Annotated in this window: 11 protein-coding genes and 1 pseudogene; 8 read left to right on the top strand and 4 right to left on the bottom strand. The window is 52.2% G+C overall.

The genetic code is table 11. The features are described from left to right. The first annotated feature begins 585 nt into the window (after positions 1–585). Positions 586–2,814 carry a leucine-rich repeat domain-containing protein gene (locus PT275_RS07725; RefSeq protein ID WP_277153806.1) on the top strand — a complete coding sequence of 743 codons (2,229 nt, stop codon included), beginning with the start codon at positions 586–588 and terminating at the stop codon, positions 2,812–2,814. A 91-nt stretch (positions 2,815–2,905) separates the two neighbouring features. Here PT275_RS07725 and PT275_RS07730 read toward each other — a convergent pair whose 3' ends face one another. Next, positions 2,906–3,742, bottom strand: a complete 837-nt coding sequence (locus PT275_RS07730; protein WP_277153807.1) for a histidine phosphatase family protein — start codon at positions 3,740–3,742, stop codon at positions 2,906–2,908. Positions 3,743–3,878: 136 nt separating this feature from the next. Further along, positions 3,879–4,865 carry a LacI family DNA-binding transcriptional regulator gene (locus tag PT275_RS07735; RefSeq protein WP_277153808.1) on the bottom strand — a complete coding sequence of 329 codons (987 nt, stop codon included), beginning with the start codon at positions 4,863–4,865 and terminating at the stop codon, positions 3,879–3,881. Between the two features lie 272 nt (positions 4,866–5,137). On the opposite strand from PT275_RS07735, the gene PT275_RS07740 reads away from it, so the two are divergent. The 4 genes from PT275_RS07740 (at position 5,138) to PT275_RS07755 (ending at position 10,527) form a co-directional block, all read left to right on the top strand. Further along, the gene (locus PT275_RS07740; RefSeq protein ID WP_277153809.1) at positions 5,138–6,409 is read left to right on the top strand and encodes an ABC transporter substrate-binding protein; all 1,272 of its coding nucleotides are present in this window, start codon (positions 5,138–5,140) and stop codon (positions 6,407–6,409) included. 12 nt (positions 6,410–6,421) lie between these two features. Continuing rightward, positions 6,422–7,330 carry a sugar ABC transporter permease gene (locus tag PT275_RS07745; RefSeq protein ID WP_277153810.1) on the top strand — a complete coding sequence of 303 codons (909 nt, stop codon included), beginning with the start codon at positions 6,422–6,424 and terminating at the stop codon, positions 7,328–7,330. 2 nt (positions 7,331–7,332) lie between these two features. Continuing rightward, positions 7,333–8,244, top strand: a complete 912-nt coding sequence (locus PT275_RS07750; protein WP_277153811.1) for a carbohydrate ABC transporter permease — start codon at positions 7,333–7,335, stop codon at positions 8,242–8,244. Between the two features lie 198 nt (positions 8,245–8,442). Beyond that, positions 8,443–10,527: an alpha-galactosidase gene (locus tag PT275_RS07755; protein WP_277153812.1), complete on the top strand. Its 2,085-nt coding sequence runs from the start codon at positions 8,443–8,445 to the stop codon at positions 10,525–10,527. Between the two features lie 858 nt (positions 10,528–11,385). Here PT275_RS07755 and PT275_RS07765 read toward each other — a convergent pair. Continuing rightward, positions 11,386–11,703 (bottom strand): annotated as a pseudogene (locus PT275_RS07765) (carbonic anhydrase); the annotation flags it as partial. 575 nt (positions 11,704–12,278) lie between these two features. On the opposite strand from PT275_RS07765, the gene PT275_RS07770 reads away from it, so the two are divergent. The 3 genes from PT275_RS07770 to PT275_RS07780 all read left to right on the top strand — a co-directional run bounded on the left by PT275_RS07770 (position 12,279) and on the right by PT275_RS07780 (position 16,133). Then, positions 12,279–12,842, top strand: a complete 564-nt coding sequence (locus tag PT275_RS07770; protein ID WP_277153813.1) for a redoxin domain-containing protein — start codon at positions 12,279–12,281, stop codon at positions 12,840–12,842. Between the two features lie 31 nt (positions 12,843–12,873). After that, positions 12,874–14,685 carry an FAD-dependent oxidoreductase gene (locus PT275_RS07775; protein ID WP_277153814.1) on the top strand — a complete coding sequence of 604 codons (1,812 nt, stop codon included), beginning with the start codon at positions 12,874–12,876 and terminating at the stop codon, positions 14,683–14,685. Between the two features lie 257 nt (positions 14,686–14,942). After that, positions 14,943–16,133: an ATP-binding protein gene (locus tag PT275_RS07780; protein WP_277153815.1), complete on the top strand. Its 1,191-nt coding sequence runs from the start codon at positions 14,943–14,945 to the stop codon at positions 16,131–16,133. A 44-nt stretch (positions 16,134–16,177) separates the two neighbouring features. On the opposite strand, the gene PT275_RS07785 is transcribed toward PT275_RS07780, so the two are convergent. After that, complete coding sequence (locus PT275_RS07785; protein ID WP_277153816.1) at positions 16,178–17,494, bottom strand: AbiH family protein; 1,317 nt, start codon at positions 17,492–17,494, stop codon at positions 16,178–16,180. Positions 17,495–17,550: the final 56 nt, after the last annotated feature.

Genomic DNA, 17,550 nt, shown 5'->3' on the forward strand with positions numbered 1-17,550 from the left:
TGTAATGCGTTTGTTGCTCCATATTTTGTATATTTATGGTACATTTTTTATTTAAAAATTATGAAATTGTTGAATATTGCGTCGGCATATAATACAATATTTGCCATTGGGGGATTGTTTTCTAAGAACAATTGTATGACTGCATGATTTCAGTGAATGCTGGTATCGCGAGTAGTAGTGTGCGTTTGAACACGCAAATTGGGGCGCGATATGCCATGCCGCTGGAAGGGGGTTATCGTGCGGATGCGGACGCATAAGTGGCTGTGGATTGCCATGGTTTTGACGCTGCTGGCTCTATGCCTCGGCGTGGTCGTCGTCGTTTTTCAGCAGAAGTCTGTTTTGGGTAGGTACGCGAACAGTGCGGCTGTGAAGAACACGTCATCGGTTTCGTTTTCACGGAGGAATGATGCGTCATCGGCCTTTCGGGAAGCCGGGGACATATCCAATGCCGATTCCGCGGCAAAAAACGTACAACATGTTGGTTTCGGAAACTTGCGGCGTCAGGACTTACAACATAGCGTTTCCCGGGATTTGCAGCGACAGGTTTCACAGACAGGGAACCACGCTCCGTCCGTAGGTGTCGATTTGCAGGAGCATGCCGCCGATAATGCCGGTTTCAACGTAACCTATCCGCTGACCTACGATGCGAACGGCGGCATCGGAACATCGCCGACCGGAACGTTACAGGCCAAAGCAGAATCCGAGCACGGGGCCCAAGCTTGCTCGTCACCACACGTTTCCGGCGAGACGGTTACCTTGCCGGCCGGTTCCGCAGGAGATTGTCAAGCCAGCGAGCCAACCCGGAACGGCATGAAGTTCGTGGGCTGGTCGACGACGAAACTGGCCCCGTTCGACACGCTTTCGGATGCCGAAGCCCACGTGGTGGGTACGATGACGATGCCGGAAAGCCCTCAGACGGTGTATGCGGTATGGGTGAGGACGAACTATACGGTGACGTTCAAGACGCAGATGGATTCCAGCGGCATTGCCGGTTGGGCGATCACGTTGAAGGCCGATTCCGTGCCTGATGGCGGGCAGCCTTCGCCCCCGCCGGATCCGGAGCCCTATAATCAGGGCATCAAGTTCATGGGTTGGGGCGTGAGCAAAGACCCCGGGGACGCCACCGGCGAAGGTGCGATGACTTCATTCGACACCACGGCGCAAGTCCACGGCGATGAGACGGTATGGGCCCTGTGGGGTTATGAGGACGCTTCGGCCGGACACAGGTGCGCTATGGGTATTGATACGGTCGCTGCGTGTTTCCCCGACGAGACGTTGCAACAAACGTTGATTCATGAGGCACAAGCGAACGTCGGTTTGCAGGTTTCGGATACTTGGACGCTGCGGGACGCATTGAACTTCGGAAGTCTGAATTACAACGCGACTCAGGGGCATGAAACGGACGATAATCCGCTGAGCATCTCCGAGCTGGACGGCTTGCAGACACTCACAGGCTTGGGGCAATTGCATATCAGCAACGTTTCCGGACACGTGCTTAATGAGCACAGCCGTGATCTGCACCAGCTGAAACATCTGAATAAGCTGAAGAACCTCTTCGCGAACGGCGACGGGGTAACCGACCTGAGCAATCTTTCCGGATTGACGAATCTGACAACCTTGTATCTTGCCGACAATAGCATTTCTGATTTGCGCAGTCTTTCCGGATTGGTGGATTTGCAGACTCTGAATCTGAACAACAATGCTATTGTCGATGTCTCGCCTTTGGCACACCTGTCTGCATTGAATACGGTACGACTCCAGAACAATAAGATCCAATCCATCGCTTCATGGACGTCGTTCACAGGAATGTATGCGCTGTATCTGGACAACAACAAGATTGACGATATCAGCGTCATCGATCATGCGAATTTTGCGTATTTGAACACGCTTGGGCTATCCTCCAATAAGATTAGTAACATCAGTTCCCTGCGCGACGTAGACACTCTCGCTAAATTGTGGTTGCATCACAACGACATCTCGGATGTATCGCCTTTGGCGGGGCTGGCTGGACTGGACACGCTCTATATCGGCAGCAACCATATTCGAGATATCTCGTCACTGAGCGGCTTGACGGGGTTGAACTGGGGCAAACCAGACAGTTGCGATGTCGGAACTTCCAGTTTCTGCGCTGACAACCAGAGCGTGACCTTGCAGGATACCCTGACGGCCGATCCAGGGCTGTCGATGCCGACGGCGGTGACGATGAAGAAGTCGGGCGGCTCGGTGATTGCGGCCGCCGTCGATTCGACGTCCAACCCAGACACCTCGCCCAGCGGGGCTCAATTCGACGCCGACCACCAGCGGCTGATGTGGGCTGGCCCGATGCCGTTCAACGCCGATGATTCTCCGAGTTCCTTGAAGCAGAGGTTCTCCGCACAAGCGCAATTGCCCAATACCACTGGAAAGTTTTCGGGCACCATCACCGAACCGTACAAAGTCGCGAAGCACACGGTCGCGTTCGACCCCGGTGAGGGCGCGTTGCCGGCTGGGCAGCCGTCGTCGGTGCAGGTGTATAGCGGCTACAAGATCGCGGCTCCGACTTCTGAGCCTTCTCGGGACAGCTATCGTTTCATGGGTTGGACCTGTGCCGCCACTGTTGCAGGGATGTGCCAGCAGGGGGACACCTTCGATTTCGCCAATACCGCGGTGACCAAAGACGTGACGTTGGCCGCCAAGTGGGAGGAGTTGGCGGTTGCGATACCGTTTACTGGGGCTTCCTACAAGGACGATTTGTGGCTCGTCGGACTTGCCGTTATCGTGTTGGGTTTGGCTTTGTCCACTGGGTTGTTGCGGAAACGTGCCGTTAGTAATTAGGAAGATAGGGAAGGGCCCCGATATCTAGGGCCGAAGACATGCTCCCAGTTTAGAAGAGCTGGGAGTCAGAGCCTCTATTGATTATGTTGTTTTATATTCCCGGTGTAGTCAGAGGCATGTCGGCGGTACGCAGTTCTTCGGGCCCGTTGTCCCAATCGACTACTGCAGCGATGTCCGGACCGCAATTAAATGCTGCCAATTTCCATTCCACTGTAGAGGAGGCTGTATAGACAGGAGTGAGCTTCGACCAGAAAGCGTTGGATATTCCGCCGAGAGGAGTCTTCTCAGTTTCCATGCCGAGCAGGGTTTCAAGCGTCGCGGTGATGAAACCGCCGTGCCCAACGAGCATCAACGTTGTGGGTGTCGGGTCTTCGACCGCGTCAAGAACGAAAGATGTTAACGTTTCGGCGCCCCGCTGTCCCAGCGTGGTACGGGATTCAATGCCGTATTGCCTGGCGAGTCGTTCAGGATCCGCCCGATGCGTTTGCCATGCGTCGAAAGCCTCGGAGTCGATCTGCCTTATTTCCGCTTCGGTTTTGCCGTCCCAGGTACCGAAATTCTGCTCTCGTAAACGTGAATCCAATTTGACTGGAAGCCCTAGAATATCGGCAAAAGCATGGGCTGTTTGAACCGCTCGGTACAGATCGCTTGAAATTACTTTCATGGCGCGTTTGCCTGCGGGGGCGTTTTGATATTCTGAAATATCGCTGCGCCTGTCAGCCCCAGGGCTTGGCTGCGGGAGTTGCTCTGGGTGGCGCCTGATGTTGCTTACTTTGGCCCAATAATATTGTTGGGCCAAGGCTAAAGCCGATTGGTCGACTTGCCATTGGCCGATGATATCCAAAGGGACATCGACCTGTCCCTGTAGGTGATGAGTGAGATTATATGGTGTCCTGCCATGACGCAGCAAGATTATTTCATCAATCATTGATGGTACTTTCTCTGTTCTGAGGTCTTATCGTTCTGATTTCGATAAAGTTACTCGTGTAGTTATTATAATTGCTGTATTGAACGTTTTGCGACTGATCCATATTGAGTATTTCCCGATGGCCATTTATCGGGTTTCACCGGTTGCACCCGCAGGACTGTCGAATCACCAGCTTTGCCTTGAGAAGATGAAGCGTGGGCTCGCCATCGTCGTTGGTTGCCGCTTCGAATGCCAGCCGCGCGATTTCCTGAGGGTTTTGCTCCAACGTGGTTAATTCCGGGTAGGTGTATTGAGAATCGACGGTGCCGTCGAATGAAATGATCGCCATGTCGTCAGGAACGTTGATTCCGCGTTCGTGCAGGGCCCGCAAGGCCCCCATTGCGATGAGGTCGGAGCCGGCGAATATGGCGGTTGGACGGTTGGGGGAGTCAAGAATTCTCAGCATCGCCTCGTAGCCGCCGACGCGTGTGAATTCGCTGTATTCTATATGTCCTGCCGGGATGCCGCGTTGCGCGTAGGCCAGGTTCCATCCGTCGATTCGACTGTCGGTGATGCCGTTTTTCGATTTTCCGATGATCATTGCGATATTGGTATGGCCATGGTTGAAAAGGTGGTTCATTCCGATCTGAACGGCTTGTTTGTAGTCCGCGGAAATAGTCGTTATGTTGTTTATCTTCCTGTCGATATCGAACACGATGAATTTGCACGTTTCCGGATTCAGGGGAATGAGTTCGATGTTTTCGCATGGGGAGATGAACAGCGCCTCCACGTTGCGATTGACGAGTTGCTCAATCACCGCTTGTTCCCTTTTGGGACTAGCATGCGAGGTGGCGAACAATGTTGAATATCCGTGCTCTGCCGCGAGCATCTCAAGTTCCTCGTATACCCCGGCGTTAAAAGGGTTGGTCAGATCGTTGATGATGGCGCCGAAGGTGTTGGAATTGCCGGTTCGCAGCGCGCGGGCGATCGAGTTGGGTTTGTAATGCAGCTTTTTGGCGGCCACGAGGACTTTTTGCGTTGTACCTTCCGAAACATGGCGAGGACCGTTGTTGAAGACATAGCTCACTACTGCTGTGGAAACACCTGCGAGGCGGGCTACGTCGTTACGGGTCGCTTTGGCCATGACATCCTCCATCGGTGATATGTCAGTTCCGTACTAAGGGTAATCGGCACTCATTATAAGACCGATTCAAAATTTACACGAGATAAAGAAAGAATAGACCTGCAGAAAGACTGAATGTTTATTGGAATACAGGCGTTTTCTGAGTGCATCTGGACAAATCGCAACAATTTGCAAAATAGAATCTACACGAGTAGTATTCGAATTGTTGTTGAACCGGAATGGACGTAGCTGTCTGATATCCGGTTAATAGCCCACTACAAAGAGGAGCAACAATGAAGAAAGTTAAAATAGCGGCTGCAGCGGTTGCAGCGGCTTTGGCAATGACGTCGCTTTCGGCTTGCGGAAACAACAATCAGCAATCGACTGGCAGCAAATCATCGGCACCGGCCACGATTGAATTCATGACGATGCAGTCGCAAGGAACCAGCCAGCTGGCCGCGATACAGGCGGTGGCCAAGGATTTCGAGGCCAAGAATCCCAACATCAAGATCAAGATTCTTCCCGGATCCAATTCGAATGAGAATGACATCAAGGTGCGCTTGGCCGGCCACAATCCACCGGATATGTGGGCAACGCATGGATGGTCGAGGGATCGTTACAGCAACTTCCTTGAGCCCATGCAAAATCGCCCTTGGGCCAAGAACCTCAGGTCGGTCGGAGATTCCATCTTCAAGGATTCCAAGGGGCATTTCTACACGCTGCCTGTTGATATTCAGGTTTCCGGAATCATGTACAACAAGACGGTACTTCAGAAAGCCGGCGTCGATCCAAAGGGCATCGCCACTTGGGACGATTTCGAAAAGGCTTGCGACAAGATCAAGGCCGCAGGCATGACCCCAATCGTCAACAACGCGAAGGATGCCGGAGCCCCCGGTGACCTGGCGGATTACATTCTTCCGGGTATGTATACCCAGAGCCAGCTCAAGGATCTGAAGGCCGGCAAGTTCGACACCGATACTTACGTGAAGTTCGCCTCTTTGGTCAAGAAGTGGGTCGACGCCAAGTACTTCAACGTCGATTACAGCTCTGCGACCAACGACGATACCGCCCGCGCCCTGGCTTCCGACAAGGCCGCCTTCTACTTCCGTTCGAACAGCAAGGGCCAGCTTGTCGAATCGTACAATCCCAACGTCAAGCTCGGCATGATGCCGGTGCCCGCAGAAGTCGGCAAGCCGTACTTCTCGCTCGGTGAGGATTTGGCGTTCGGCGTCTCAAAGACCAGCAAGCACAAGGAACAAGCATTGAAGTTTGTCGATTTCATGGCTGAGCCGGCGAATATGAAGAAACTGGTGAAGACCAGCATGAACAATTCGGCGCTGAGCAATGTTGATTCCGCGCTTGGTCAGTTCCAAGACACCTATGATTATTGGGTTACGCAGAAGAAGACCAAGACGATTCCGCTGTTCGATCGTTCGTATATGACTGGCATTTTCCAGATGCTCAGTAAGTCCACTGATGGTCTGCTCACTGGACAATTGACCCCGCAGGCGGCTGCCGATCAGGTAAAGTCCGCATACGAAGCCAAGCGCAGCCAGCAGTCCTGAAAAGAGTAAATTTTGGCTGGCAGTAAAGCGCAGCCGTCTCGCTCCCGGAAGCTTCACCGCTTCCGTGGGGCGGCGGTGAATCTCTTCTATGTTCCGGTAATCATCATCATGGTGGTATTCATCATCTACCCGTTGATTTCCGGTATCGGCTTATCCCTGATGAATTGGGATGGATTCAGTCCTTCCAAAGTGTTCGTCGGTTTGGCGAACTATAAGCAGATTTTCAGGGATCGCAACTTTGGCACGATTCTCATCAATACGTTTATGTACGGAATTGTCGGGACCGCGATCCAGCAGGTCCTTGGCTTGGCTCTGGCTTTGCTGCTCAACGCGAAAATACATGGCAGGACGCTTATCCGTGCCATCATCTATTTGCCTGCGTTGGTGGCGCCTGTAGTCATGGGCATTATGTATTACTTCATCTTCCAGTACCAGCAAGGCGCGCTCAACCAGATTCTTGTTTGGATGGGATTGCCCAAGGTCGCGTGGTTCAATAATGCTCATTTCTCTGTTGCGATTGTCGTTATCGTCAATTCGCTGCAGTTCATGGGTGTTTCGATGATCATCTATCTGTCCGGTTTGCAGACGATGGATCAGGAAGTCATCGAGGCCGCTGAGGTTGATGGTGCCTATGGTTGGAAGAAATTCCTGTATGTGCAGCTGCCGCTGCTGGCTCCGTCGTTCACCACCAGTGTCGTCTACAACCTCATCGGTGGTTTGAAGATCTACGACATCGTCAGAGTGCTGACCGGAGGCGGGCCAGGGTATTCGACCAACTCGCTTTCGACATATATCGGCATCCTCTACTTTGACAATCAGACCGCAGGGTATGCGTCTGCCGTTGGAGTGGTCTTGTTTGTGATCATTGCGGTGGTTACCTATTTCGTGAATAAGGGCCTCGCAAAATTGGAATGGGAGTGATTATGAGTAGAAATAATTCACATGCCATTGCAACGAAATCGGTTTCTCGCGCCCACGAGACACGTGAAATGAGGGACGCCCGTAAAGAGCGCAAGCAATACCAACGCGGCAGGTGGGCGATCTACCTGTTTCTCGGCATCGTTGTCATCTGCCAGTTGCTGCCGTTCTACTTGGCGATCACCACTTCCCTGAAACCGGCAAGTGATATGACTTCCGCGCTGATTCCCCGAACCCACGATTTGGATTGGAACAATTGGACGCTCGCCATTCAGCAAGGAGGAATTCTCAAAGCGGTTCTCAATACCGTTATCGTGACCGGTTTCGCAACATTGCTGGTTTGCGTTCTGGGCGCTATGGCGGCTTATCCGTTGGCGCGTCGACCCACGAAGATGAACAATTTCGTTTCAGCCTTCATTCTTTCCATGATGATGGTTCCGCCGCTTTCGATTCTGGTGCCGCTGTACACGTTCCTGGTCAATATCGGTGGGGCGAATACTTACTGGGGCATTACGCTGGTGCTTACGGCTACCCATTTGCCGCTTTCCGTGTTCCTCTATACTGCATTCATCAGGGCCATACCTCCGGCCATCGATGAAGCCGGAACGATAGATGGGGCGAATAGGTTCCAAGTGTTTTCGAAGCTCATCATGCCGATGCTCAAGCCGGTGACTTCAACGGTGATTATCATGACTGGTTCCCAGGTCTGGAACGAATATGCGCTTTCCAACTATATTCTGACGGATCCGTCCAAGCAGACAATCGCCACACGAGTGGCGTCATTCTTCTCCGAAAACACCAACAACCTTGGAATCGCTGCAGCTGCTGCCCTTATCGCCGCAGTTCCGATGGTCATTGCCTATGTGTTCCTGCAGAAGTATTTCATTGCTGGAATGGTCGCAGGGTCGGTGAAATAAGTAATGACGCATTACAAGGTTGATTATCGGTGTCTTAGTGTTTTCAACAAATCATAACGATGATTACATTGGCGGCGGATACTGGATTTATGGTTCCGTCGCCAATTGTTGAGGCTTTATTAGAATTTCATTTATAGGGGAAAGAATATGTTGTTTCCATCCATTGCCTTAGGCCAGCTACCAGTGACGTGTCTGGCGATGACAGATGCGAGCGTCGGTGAAGATTTGCCCGATGTCATTGGTTTCTTCAGTACGAGTGATCCCTCTTCGTTCAATAATCTGATTGACCAAGATCCGCGACCGCGTGCGTTGCTGGTTGAGCATGCATTGGATGTGTTCACTCGTCCCGGTCTGCGGGGTCAGCGGGTGAGCGATGACAGTAAGGCTGCTGGGGCGGATGGGCTAACAGTCGGGCGCGCTTGGTCTCCACGCTTCAAGGTGAGCGAACCGGCTGTGGTTTCCGGTGACGGGTTGCGTTACGAAGCCCGTGACGATGATGCGGGGCTGGAACTTGCCACCGAAGTGGAGGCGCTGAAGGGCGGTTCGCTTCGTATACGTCATACACTTACCAACACCGCGTCTGGCTCCTATATGTTGGAAGGCCTTGATGTTCATGTCCCGTTTGGCGATGACATGACCGAGTTTCTGGACTTTTGCGGACGTCACGAGCGAGAGCGTCAGCCGCAGCGGCATCAAATAGCCGACGGAATGTGGCTGCGTGAATTCCGAAAGGGCAAGCCGGGGTATGCCGGCCCGTTGATTGTCGCCGGAACCAGGGGATTTGATTTCCATCATGGTTCCGTTTTGATGGTTCAGGTCTCGTGGAGCGGCAATTCCACCATCGCCGTCGACCGTGATGACGATCAGAGTGCCGGCATCAACGCGGGGGAGCTGTTGCTTCCCGGCGAAATCGTGCTGGCAAAAGGTGAAAGCTATACGACGCCGTGGGTGATGGTAACGGCTTCGAACGAGGGGCTGGACGGTGCCGCGCAAAGCGTCCACACATGGGAACGTTCGCTCGATGCGCATCCGAAGACCCAACCTGTGACACTGAATGTTTGGGAAGCGGTAACGTTCCACCAAGACTTTTCCAAGTTGAAGCAATTGGCACAAATTGCTTCACGCATCGGCGTCGAACGCTATGTTTTGGATGACGGATGGTTCCATTCGCGGCGTGATGATTACGCTGGCCTCGGCGATTGGTGGGTCGATCCGGATGTCTGGCCCAATGGGCTCAAGCCGCTTTCCGATTATGTGCATGGGCTTGGTATGGAATTTGGCTTATGGGTTGAGCTGGAGATGATTAACCGTGATTCCGACCTTTATCGCAAACATCCGGATTGGATTATGCAGGCCAGCAGCCGTACGCCGATTGAGCAGCGTCATCAACTGGTACTTGATCTGACAAACCCTGAGGCTTTCGATTATGTATTCAGCTCGATTTCCAAGGTTCTTTCGCAGACCGGGGTCGACTATATCAAGTGGGATCATAATCGTTTTCTCCTTGAGGCCGGCTCAAATCTTCGCGGCGGCGCCCCTGCCGTGCATGGGCAGGTACGGGCTTACTACCGTTTGTTTGATAAGTTGCGCGCCGAATTTCCTGGTATCGAATGGGAGTCCTGTGCTGCGGGCGGCGGGCGCATCGACACGGGAATCGTCGAGAAGGTGTCGCGTTTCTGGTGTTCGGACATGACCGACGCCATGAGCCGGCAGAAAATCCAGCGTTGGACGGTGCAGACCGTTGCTCCTGAATACATCGGGGCGCACATCTCGCAACCGACTTCCCAGCAGACCGGGCGCACACTGAGCCTTGCTTTCCGTGCTGCCACCGCAGTGTTCTTCTCCTTCGGCGTTGAATGGGATTTGACGCAGACGGAGGAAGCCGATCTGAACGATCTTTCCACGTGGATTGCCTGGTATAAAGACAATCGTGATTTCCTGCATTCCGGAAAATTCGTGCGTTTGGATCTCGCGGATTCCGCGGTTTTGGGATACGGTGTGGTTGCCGATGACGGTTCCCGCGCCATCATCGAGCACGTGCAATACGACGAGTCCCGTTCGAATCGCGGTGTCTATTTGCGTATTCCGGGGCTTGATGCGAACGCCCGATATAAGGTTCGTTGGACGGCCCCTGTGCAGCTTGAGGCGTCTCTTGAGTCCTTCGACGCCTACGGGCCGCTGGGCGACGTCCCCGTTTCCGGCCAATACCTGATGACGATCGGCGTGCGTATGCCGCGCTGCCGTCCCGAGACCGAGCGCATCTTCGAAGTCGTAAAGCAATAGCCGTCCACATGGCAAAAGTCCATTGGAATCTGAACGTAACTCATTGGTGTTTCCAATAGTTACTTCGGCAAACCAATGGACTTTATTGTTCTGGCCTTAGTCGCTGAATTGGCCATAGGATTATTGGTTGGTCATGATGAGGATGATAAATGCGTCATTTCCAGCATCCCTCAAGGTTTTGTGTTGGGAATGACGCATTTAGTTAGCTTTTATTTACGTCTTTTCCGGAATAAATGTGTGCGGAGTGCCGGGAAGTGCATGCTCAGCAGGTGTGTTGCAAGGCCAGCAGTGTTTGGACTTCGGCGGGCTGAACCCAACTTTGCCGAGCTAGAACGAGAGCACCTCGACTTTGCCCGTGGCTAGCTGGTAGCGTGCGCCGACGATGGAAAGATGTTCGGCTGCCAACGCCTCTTGGATAACCGGTGAACGGTCGACCAGATCCTCGATGGTGCGGGCGATATGCACGCGCTCGAAATCGTCGGTATCGCTTAAGGCGGCCTCCTGCGCGGCCAAAACGGAGGCGCCGACCGAACGCACGAGCACGGACTGTGAGGCGGCGACCAGCTCCTCCATCTTGTCGAAGACATCGTCGGCATCCATACCGGTGCGTGGGGCTGCAGAGGCCTCGCCGAATCGAGGGGCGTCTGCGCTTTCCGAATCGGAATCGGTTGAATCGGAATCGGTTGAATCGGAACCGTCTTCTGTGCCGCTTGTTTCAACAGTGCCAGCATCGTCGACATCATCATTTTCCGAAAGGTCTCCGCTGTCATCGTCTGCAGCTGGGTCAACCATTTCGGAATCCGTGACTTCCGCGGCGAAAGCGGCACCCAAATCGATACCTTCGCCGGAAGCGATGGCGTCGAGTTCGGCAACGGCGCTTGCGACCGCGCCGCAATGCTGGTGCCCGAGCACAACGAGAACGCTCACACCCAGATGCGTCACGGCGTATTCCAGCGAGGCGATAACCGCGTCATCCAGCGTCTGACCGGCTGTGCGTACGGTGAACATATCGCCTAGGCCCTGGTCGAAAATGATTTCCGGAGGAACGCGCGAATCCGAGCACGACAGCACTGCCGCGTCCGGATGCTGCCCGTCGATCAGCGATTCCCGCGTCTCCTTATCCTGCCAAGGATGCTCGGCCTGACCTGAAGCGAAACGTGCGTTGCCTTGAAGCATGCGGCTCCAGGTTGCGTTTGCCGTGGACTCGGCGGAATTCGGGTCGTCGTTGGGTTTTGAATCGTCTGTCATTTGAGGTTTCCCTCCGCGTGTGAAAGTGGCCAATGGTAAAGGCCGTTTCGCCTAACGTTACCCTCCTGCCGCGTCACTTTCATGATTTACGGAATTTTCGAACTGTCGGACAGGAATTACATTTATATTATTATAAATAGATATATTTACGCTTATTGTAAATAAATAGAACAAATTAAATGTTCATAATTCATTTTATTATCATATCGATTAATAATAGTCCGCCTATTTATTGCGTATTTATTAGTCAAGAAAGTGTTTAGATATGGCTTTTTATTGCGGTTCACGAAAATATGTGGCTTCACGCGCATGCCGGCTGCCGGAATTGCCTCTTACCGCGTTAGCATGATTGAGCCACGCCGATAACTGGTTCCATAGGTGCTTTTGGGTGCTGGGATTTATGATTTGCAGGCGTTCGTAAGGACGTTAGAGGGAACGTATATAGAGGCCTGAATCGTGCGTGCATACAGCATTTGGTTTTTCGAGGTAAAGAGGTACACATTATGACCATGCTTCATCATGAGCTGACCGATTTTACGGCCAATATTTATCAGGACAATAAATTCAGCACGCTTACCAAGGCGGATGTGCTCGGCCACTGGTCACTTTTCTTCTTCTATCCGAACGATTTCAGCTTTGTGTGCCCCACCGAACTTGAGGACCTCGCCGACCATTATGAGGACTTCAAGAAGGCCGGTTGCGAGGTTTACGGCGTCTCCCACGACACTGAATTTGTTCACAAGGCTTGGCATGAGGCCAACGAGAAGATTGCGAAGATTCAGTTTCCGATGGTCGCTGACCCAACCAACCAGCTTTCCCGCGATCTCGACACCTATGATGAGGTCCACGGTCAGGCTGAGCGTGGTGACTTCATCCTGAGCCCTGAAGGCAAAGTCGTGGCCTATGAGGTCATTTCCTCCAACGTCGGCCGCAATGCGGAAGAGATTCTGCGCCGTGTCGAAGCCTCGCAGTTCGTTTACGAGCACGGCGATCAGGTCTGCCCTGCGAAGTGGGAGCCGGGCGACGAGACCATCGCCCCGAGTCTCGACCTCGTCGGCCAGCTCTGATCTTTCCTGTACTGACGTACTTAAGGATGCTATGAAGCGACAAGACGATTTGTATGACGTTGTGGTGATTGGTGGAGGGCCTGCAGGGCTTACTGCCGGCCTCTATTTGGCGCGTGCGCGCTACCGCGTGCTCATTCTCGAAAAAGAAGAGTACGGCGGCCAGATCACCATCACCAACGAGGTTGTGAACTACCCGGGCATCGCCAGGATTGACGGTCGTACGCTGACCGAAACCATGCGTCAGCAGGCCGAGGACTTCGGAGCGGAGTTCATGGCAGCCGATGCCACCGGACTTGACGTTGAGGGCGATATCAAAACCGTGCATACCAACCGCGGCGACCTGAAGACCTTCGGTATTTTGGTGGCTACGGGCGCGAACCCGCGCAAGATCGGGTTCCAGGGTGAGGCCGAATACGCCGGCCGCGGCATTTCCTATTGCGCGACCTGCGATGGCGAGTTCTTCAACGGCAAGGAGGTCGTCGTTGTCGGCGGCGGTTTTTCCGCGGCCGAAGAATCGGTGTTCCTCACCAAATACGCGAGTAAAGTCACCATTTTGGTACGTGGCAACGATTTCACTTGCGACGCTTCCGTCTCCAACGAGGCCAAAAACGATCCGAATATCGAGATTCGATACAACACCGAGATGAAGTCGGTTTCCGCCGGCGAAGGTGGCTTGGTAAGTGCCGTTTTCCATAACCGTAAAACCGGCGAGGACATCGAGTGGACACCCACCAAGAGCAAGAATTTCGGCGTTTTCGTCTTTGCGGGCTATGTGCCGCAGACCGGCATTCTTAAAGGCGTCATCGATCTTGACGACCATGGATACGTTATCACGCATGACTATCTTGAGACTTCCGCTGCCGGTGTGTACGCTGCTGGAGATTTGCGTGAGAAAAACCTTCGCCAGGTGGTCACCGCGGTTTCCGATGGTGCCGTCGCGGGCGTGGAGCTTGAGCGTTACGCCAAGGATCTGAGCGAGAAGACTGGCCTCGTGCCGCCTCGCCCTACCAGCTCGAATTACGAGCAGCGTGAGGCTGAAGCTGCCGAGAAAGCCGCCAATTCCGGCACTTCTCCGGCTCCTGCCGCAGCGAGTGGTGACGCAACCGCAGGGCAAAACGGCCCTGTCAAGACCTCTGGGTTCTTCGATGACGCGATTCGCAAGCAGCTCGACGTGGTCTTCGGCCGCATGAGCCAGCCTCTGGTACTTGAGCTTTCGCTTGACAAGACCAAGCTTTCGCAGGAGCTCAAGGGCTTCATCGATGAGCTGGTCGGATTGAGCAACGGCAAGCTTTCTTCGGTTCTCGCGCCTGAACCGGGTGAGGGTGAGGAAGACGCGGAAGGCCGCGCGAAGTTCGATGCCAATGGTCTGATGCCGATGGCTCGCCCGTGTGTGCGGATGTGCAAGGTTGGCGCTGACGGCAAACTGCAGCCCACGGGCCTTGCATTCCATGGTGTGCCGAGTGGCCACGAGTTCAACTCGTTCGTGCTCGGACTCTACAACGCGGCCGGTCCTGGCCAGTCCGTCGATAATGACACCCAGCAGCGTATCGAAAAGCTCGACGCTGACGGCGGTACCACCGATGTGATGGTGCTCGTCTCGTTGACCTGCACGATGTGCCCGACCACGGTGCTCTCGTCGCAGCGCATCGCCGCCGACAACCCTGCGGTGAAGGCCGAAGCGTATGACATTTCGCACTTCCCTGAGCTGCAGAGCCAGTACGGCGCCATGAGCGTTCCCTGCATCGTCGTCAACAAAACTTCCGCCGATGGCACGACCACCCAAAAGGTCGAGTTCGGCAAGAAGACGGTCCCACAAATGCTGGATCTCATCGACGAAGCGTGATCGATTATCTTACTTTGACTTGCGAAGTCCGTTCACCGGATTTCGTCTGACCATTCTCAAGACCTCCCCGGCTGATTCCGGCGGAGGTCTTTTTGTATTAATTGTGGAGTAGGGTCTATGTTAATTGGGTAGTAGTACCTATGCTAATTGTGGAATAGACTTTGTGTTAATTGTGGAGTAGGGTCTATGTTAATTGGGTAGTAGTACCTATGCTAATTATGGAATAGGTGCTAGTAATCGTTGAGAATAGGCCGATTATGAGTAAAGTCAGTACGGAGATGGTTCCTCGGAAAATTACGACGAAAATGCGGGAACTTGCCGAACAATTTCCCGTCATTTCTCTTACGGGTGCGCGGCAAACAGGTAAAACTACTTTGCTGCGCGAGGTCTTCAGCGACTACACATACGTTTCGCTTGAAAACCCGAAACTACGGGCACTCGCGCAGACCGATCCCGACACGTTCTTCAGCCAGTATGGCAATCACGTCATTTTCGACGAAGCTCAACGTGTGCCGCAACTTTTCTCGTACCTTCAGGGCATCGTCGACGAACGTCAGCAGGAACCTGGGCAATTCATTCTTTCCGGCTCGCAAAATTTCCTGTTGATGAACTCCATTTCGCAATCGCTTGCCGGTCGTGTCGCGCTGCTTTACCTTATGCCGTTCTCCCGAGCGGAACTCAAGGACGCGGGCAGAGACCCTGGTCCGATGGACGAATGGATGTGGCGAGGCGGATATCCACGGCTCTACGATTCCAAAATCAAGCCGGCCGATTATTTTCCGAACTATATCAACACCTACCTTGAGCGCGACGTCCGGGCCGAGCTCGGCGTGCGCAAGTTGGCGGCATTCGAGAACTTCTTGGTGCAATGCGCGGTGCGCGACGGCGAGCTGCTTAATTACTCGGCGTTGGCCAAGGCTTGCGAGATTGACAGAAAAACGGTCGAGGACTGGCTTTCCGTGCTCGAATCCAGTTTCATTGTCTATCGAATTTATCCGTATTACAAGAATTATGGCAAACGTTTGGTCAAGACCCCGAAATTGTACTTCTACGACACCGGGCTGGCCGCCTACCTGTTGGGCATCGATTCGCCGGAAAGCCTCGCGCTGAGCAAGTACCGTGGGCCGCTCTTCGAGAACACGGTGATCAACGCAGTCGCCAAGGAATATTATGTGCGTGGCCGCAAGCCGACCCTCTATTTCTGGCGTGACGCCAACCAAAAAGAAATCGACCTGATTATCGAAAAAGGCGGCGAAGTCCAGTATCTGGTCGAGGTCAAGGCTTCTGCCACCTACGATTTGCATGCCTTCGCAAGGGGCGACGAGCTAGGTGAAACCATCGGCCTCCCGACCGACCGCCGCATCGTCGTTTACGGCGGCGACCAACCTCTCAACACCCGTTTTGGCCGCTTGCTTACGCTGGATGACGCTGCTCAGCTTGTCGTGTAAAACAGGCTGATTCAGTAACGCAGATACTTTTACCGTTCGTAGAGCTAGGGTTGAGGAATTTCCCTGATATTAAGCCTTCCTTCTATAGTTAATTTGGTCATAAGGTTTACTTGTTGTTTTGGTTCTGGAAGACTTAACGCGTATTTGTTGATGAGATGTGCAACGTTGGCATTGAGTTCAGCCGCATTGGCACCTTTAGTGTATAAGAACATAAGTGCAGTGTTGCCGTCATATAAATCTACATCGTCAAATAGTGTACGGAAATACGAGTAATCAGCGTCACCTAGAGAATGTCCAAAGAATTTAATGAAATCAAGGGGCTGATTGCCTCCATCTGGGTGAAGAATCTTTTCGTATCGTTGACTTGTGTGCAGCTCTAATACGCGAAAGTTTTTAGTGAACATGTTTCTTTCATCAGTTATGGTCTTATCTGTATCTGTGCTTGAATCTATTGAATCAATACCAAAAATAGGTTCTTTTGTTGACCCATGAATATTGCGAATCGTATCGGATTCGTCAAATGGCGTTGTGTAATTAAACGATAGAATTGAATTATTAAGCAAGTATAATGTTTTGGTGTCTTCCTCTATAAGTTCGGCCAACAATTTTTTAGCTGTATTAATGTATTTTTGATGATTCGTAGTAAAAATATGTTGAAGTATGGCACTTGAATTTTCGCTATATTGGCCCGGATGATTTGTGAAGGCGTACGTCGTAAGATACTTGCCAAAGTCGGATTCCAATTGATTAAGCTCGTGCTTCAGCTCTTTAAGAAAATCTGTAAACGAGCAATCAGAAATAGAGCTGTGTTCTAGGATAAAGTCTTTAAGACATGAAGCTAGTTGAGATTCAAATATAAAAAAATTAGATTTATTTTGAAATGGGTTAAACTGGTTGGCTTGAATCAAATTAATCAGGTTGGCTTGAATTGCATTAATCCAGTTAGCAACGGTCCAATTTATTCCAGATTTGTTATTTGCACTAGTCAAAAAATCTTCGTGACTTGAAATCCAAAAATTCAGAAAACGATCAATGGAACTTTCGATGTCATCCCAGTTGATATCTGTAAGTTTTTTATTGTTTTTGTAATTTGATTTGTAATCAAGAAGGAAAAGAATATCCCATATCGTGGGTTGCCCGTCGATATCCCAGAAACTTTCGTTTAATCCTTCATTATCAAGGGAAATCATTCCATCAACTAAATTCATTTCGGCTTCGGTCTCATCATCGTCTTTTTGTAGGTTCCATTTATGGAGGCTATATCGATCATGAAAGAAATTGGCATATGCAGAATTTAAACCGCAAGCTATGTCGAAACCATTCCCTAAAACTATGAGCTGATTCGTTTGCTTCATTGCCATTCGGTTCTCTCCTTGATCATCCGTATTGGGATACGATTTTTACGGCGATGTGATTG

The organism is Bifidobacterium sp. ESL0745 (assembly GCF_029433335.1).
Lineage (GTDB): Bacteria > Actinomycetota > Actinomycetes > Actinomycetales > Bifidobacteriaceae > Bifidobacterium.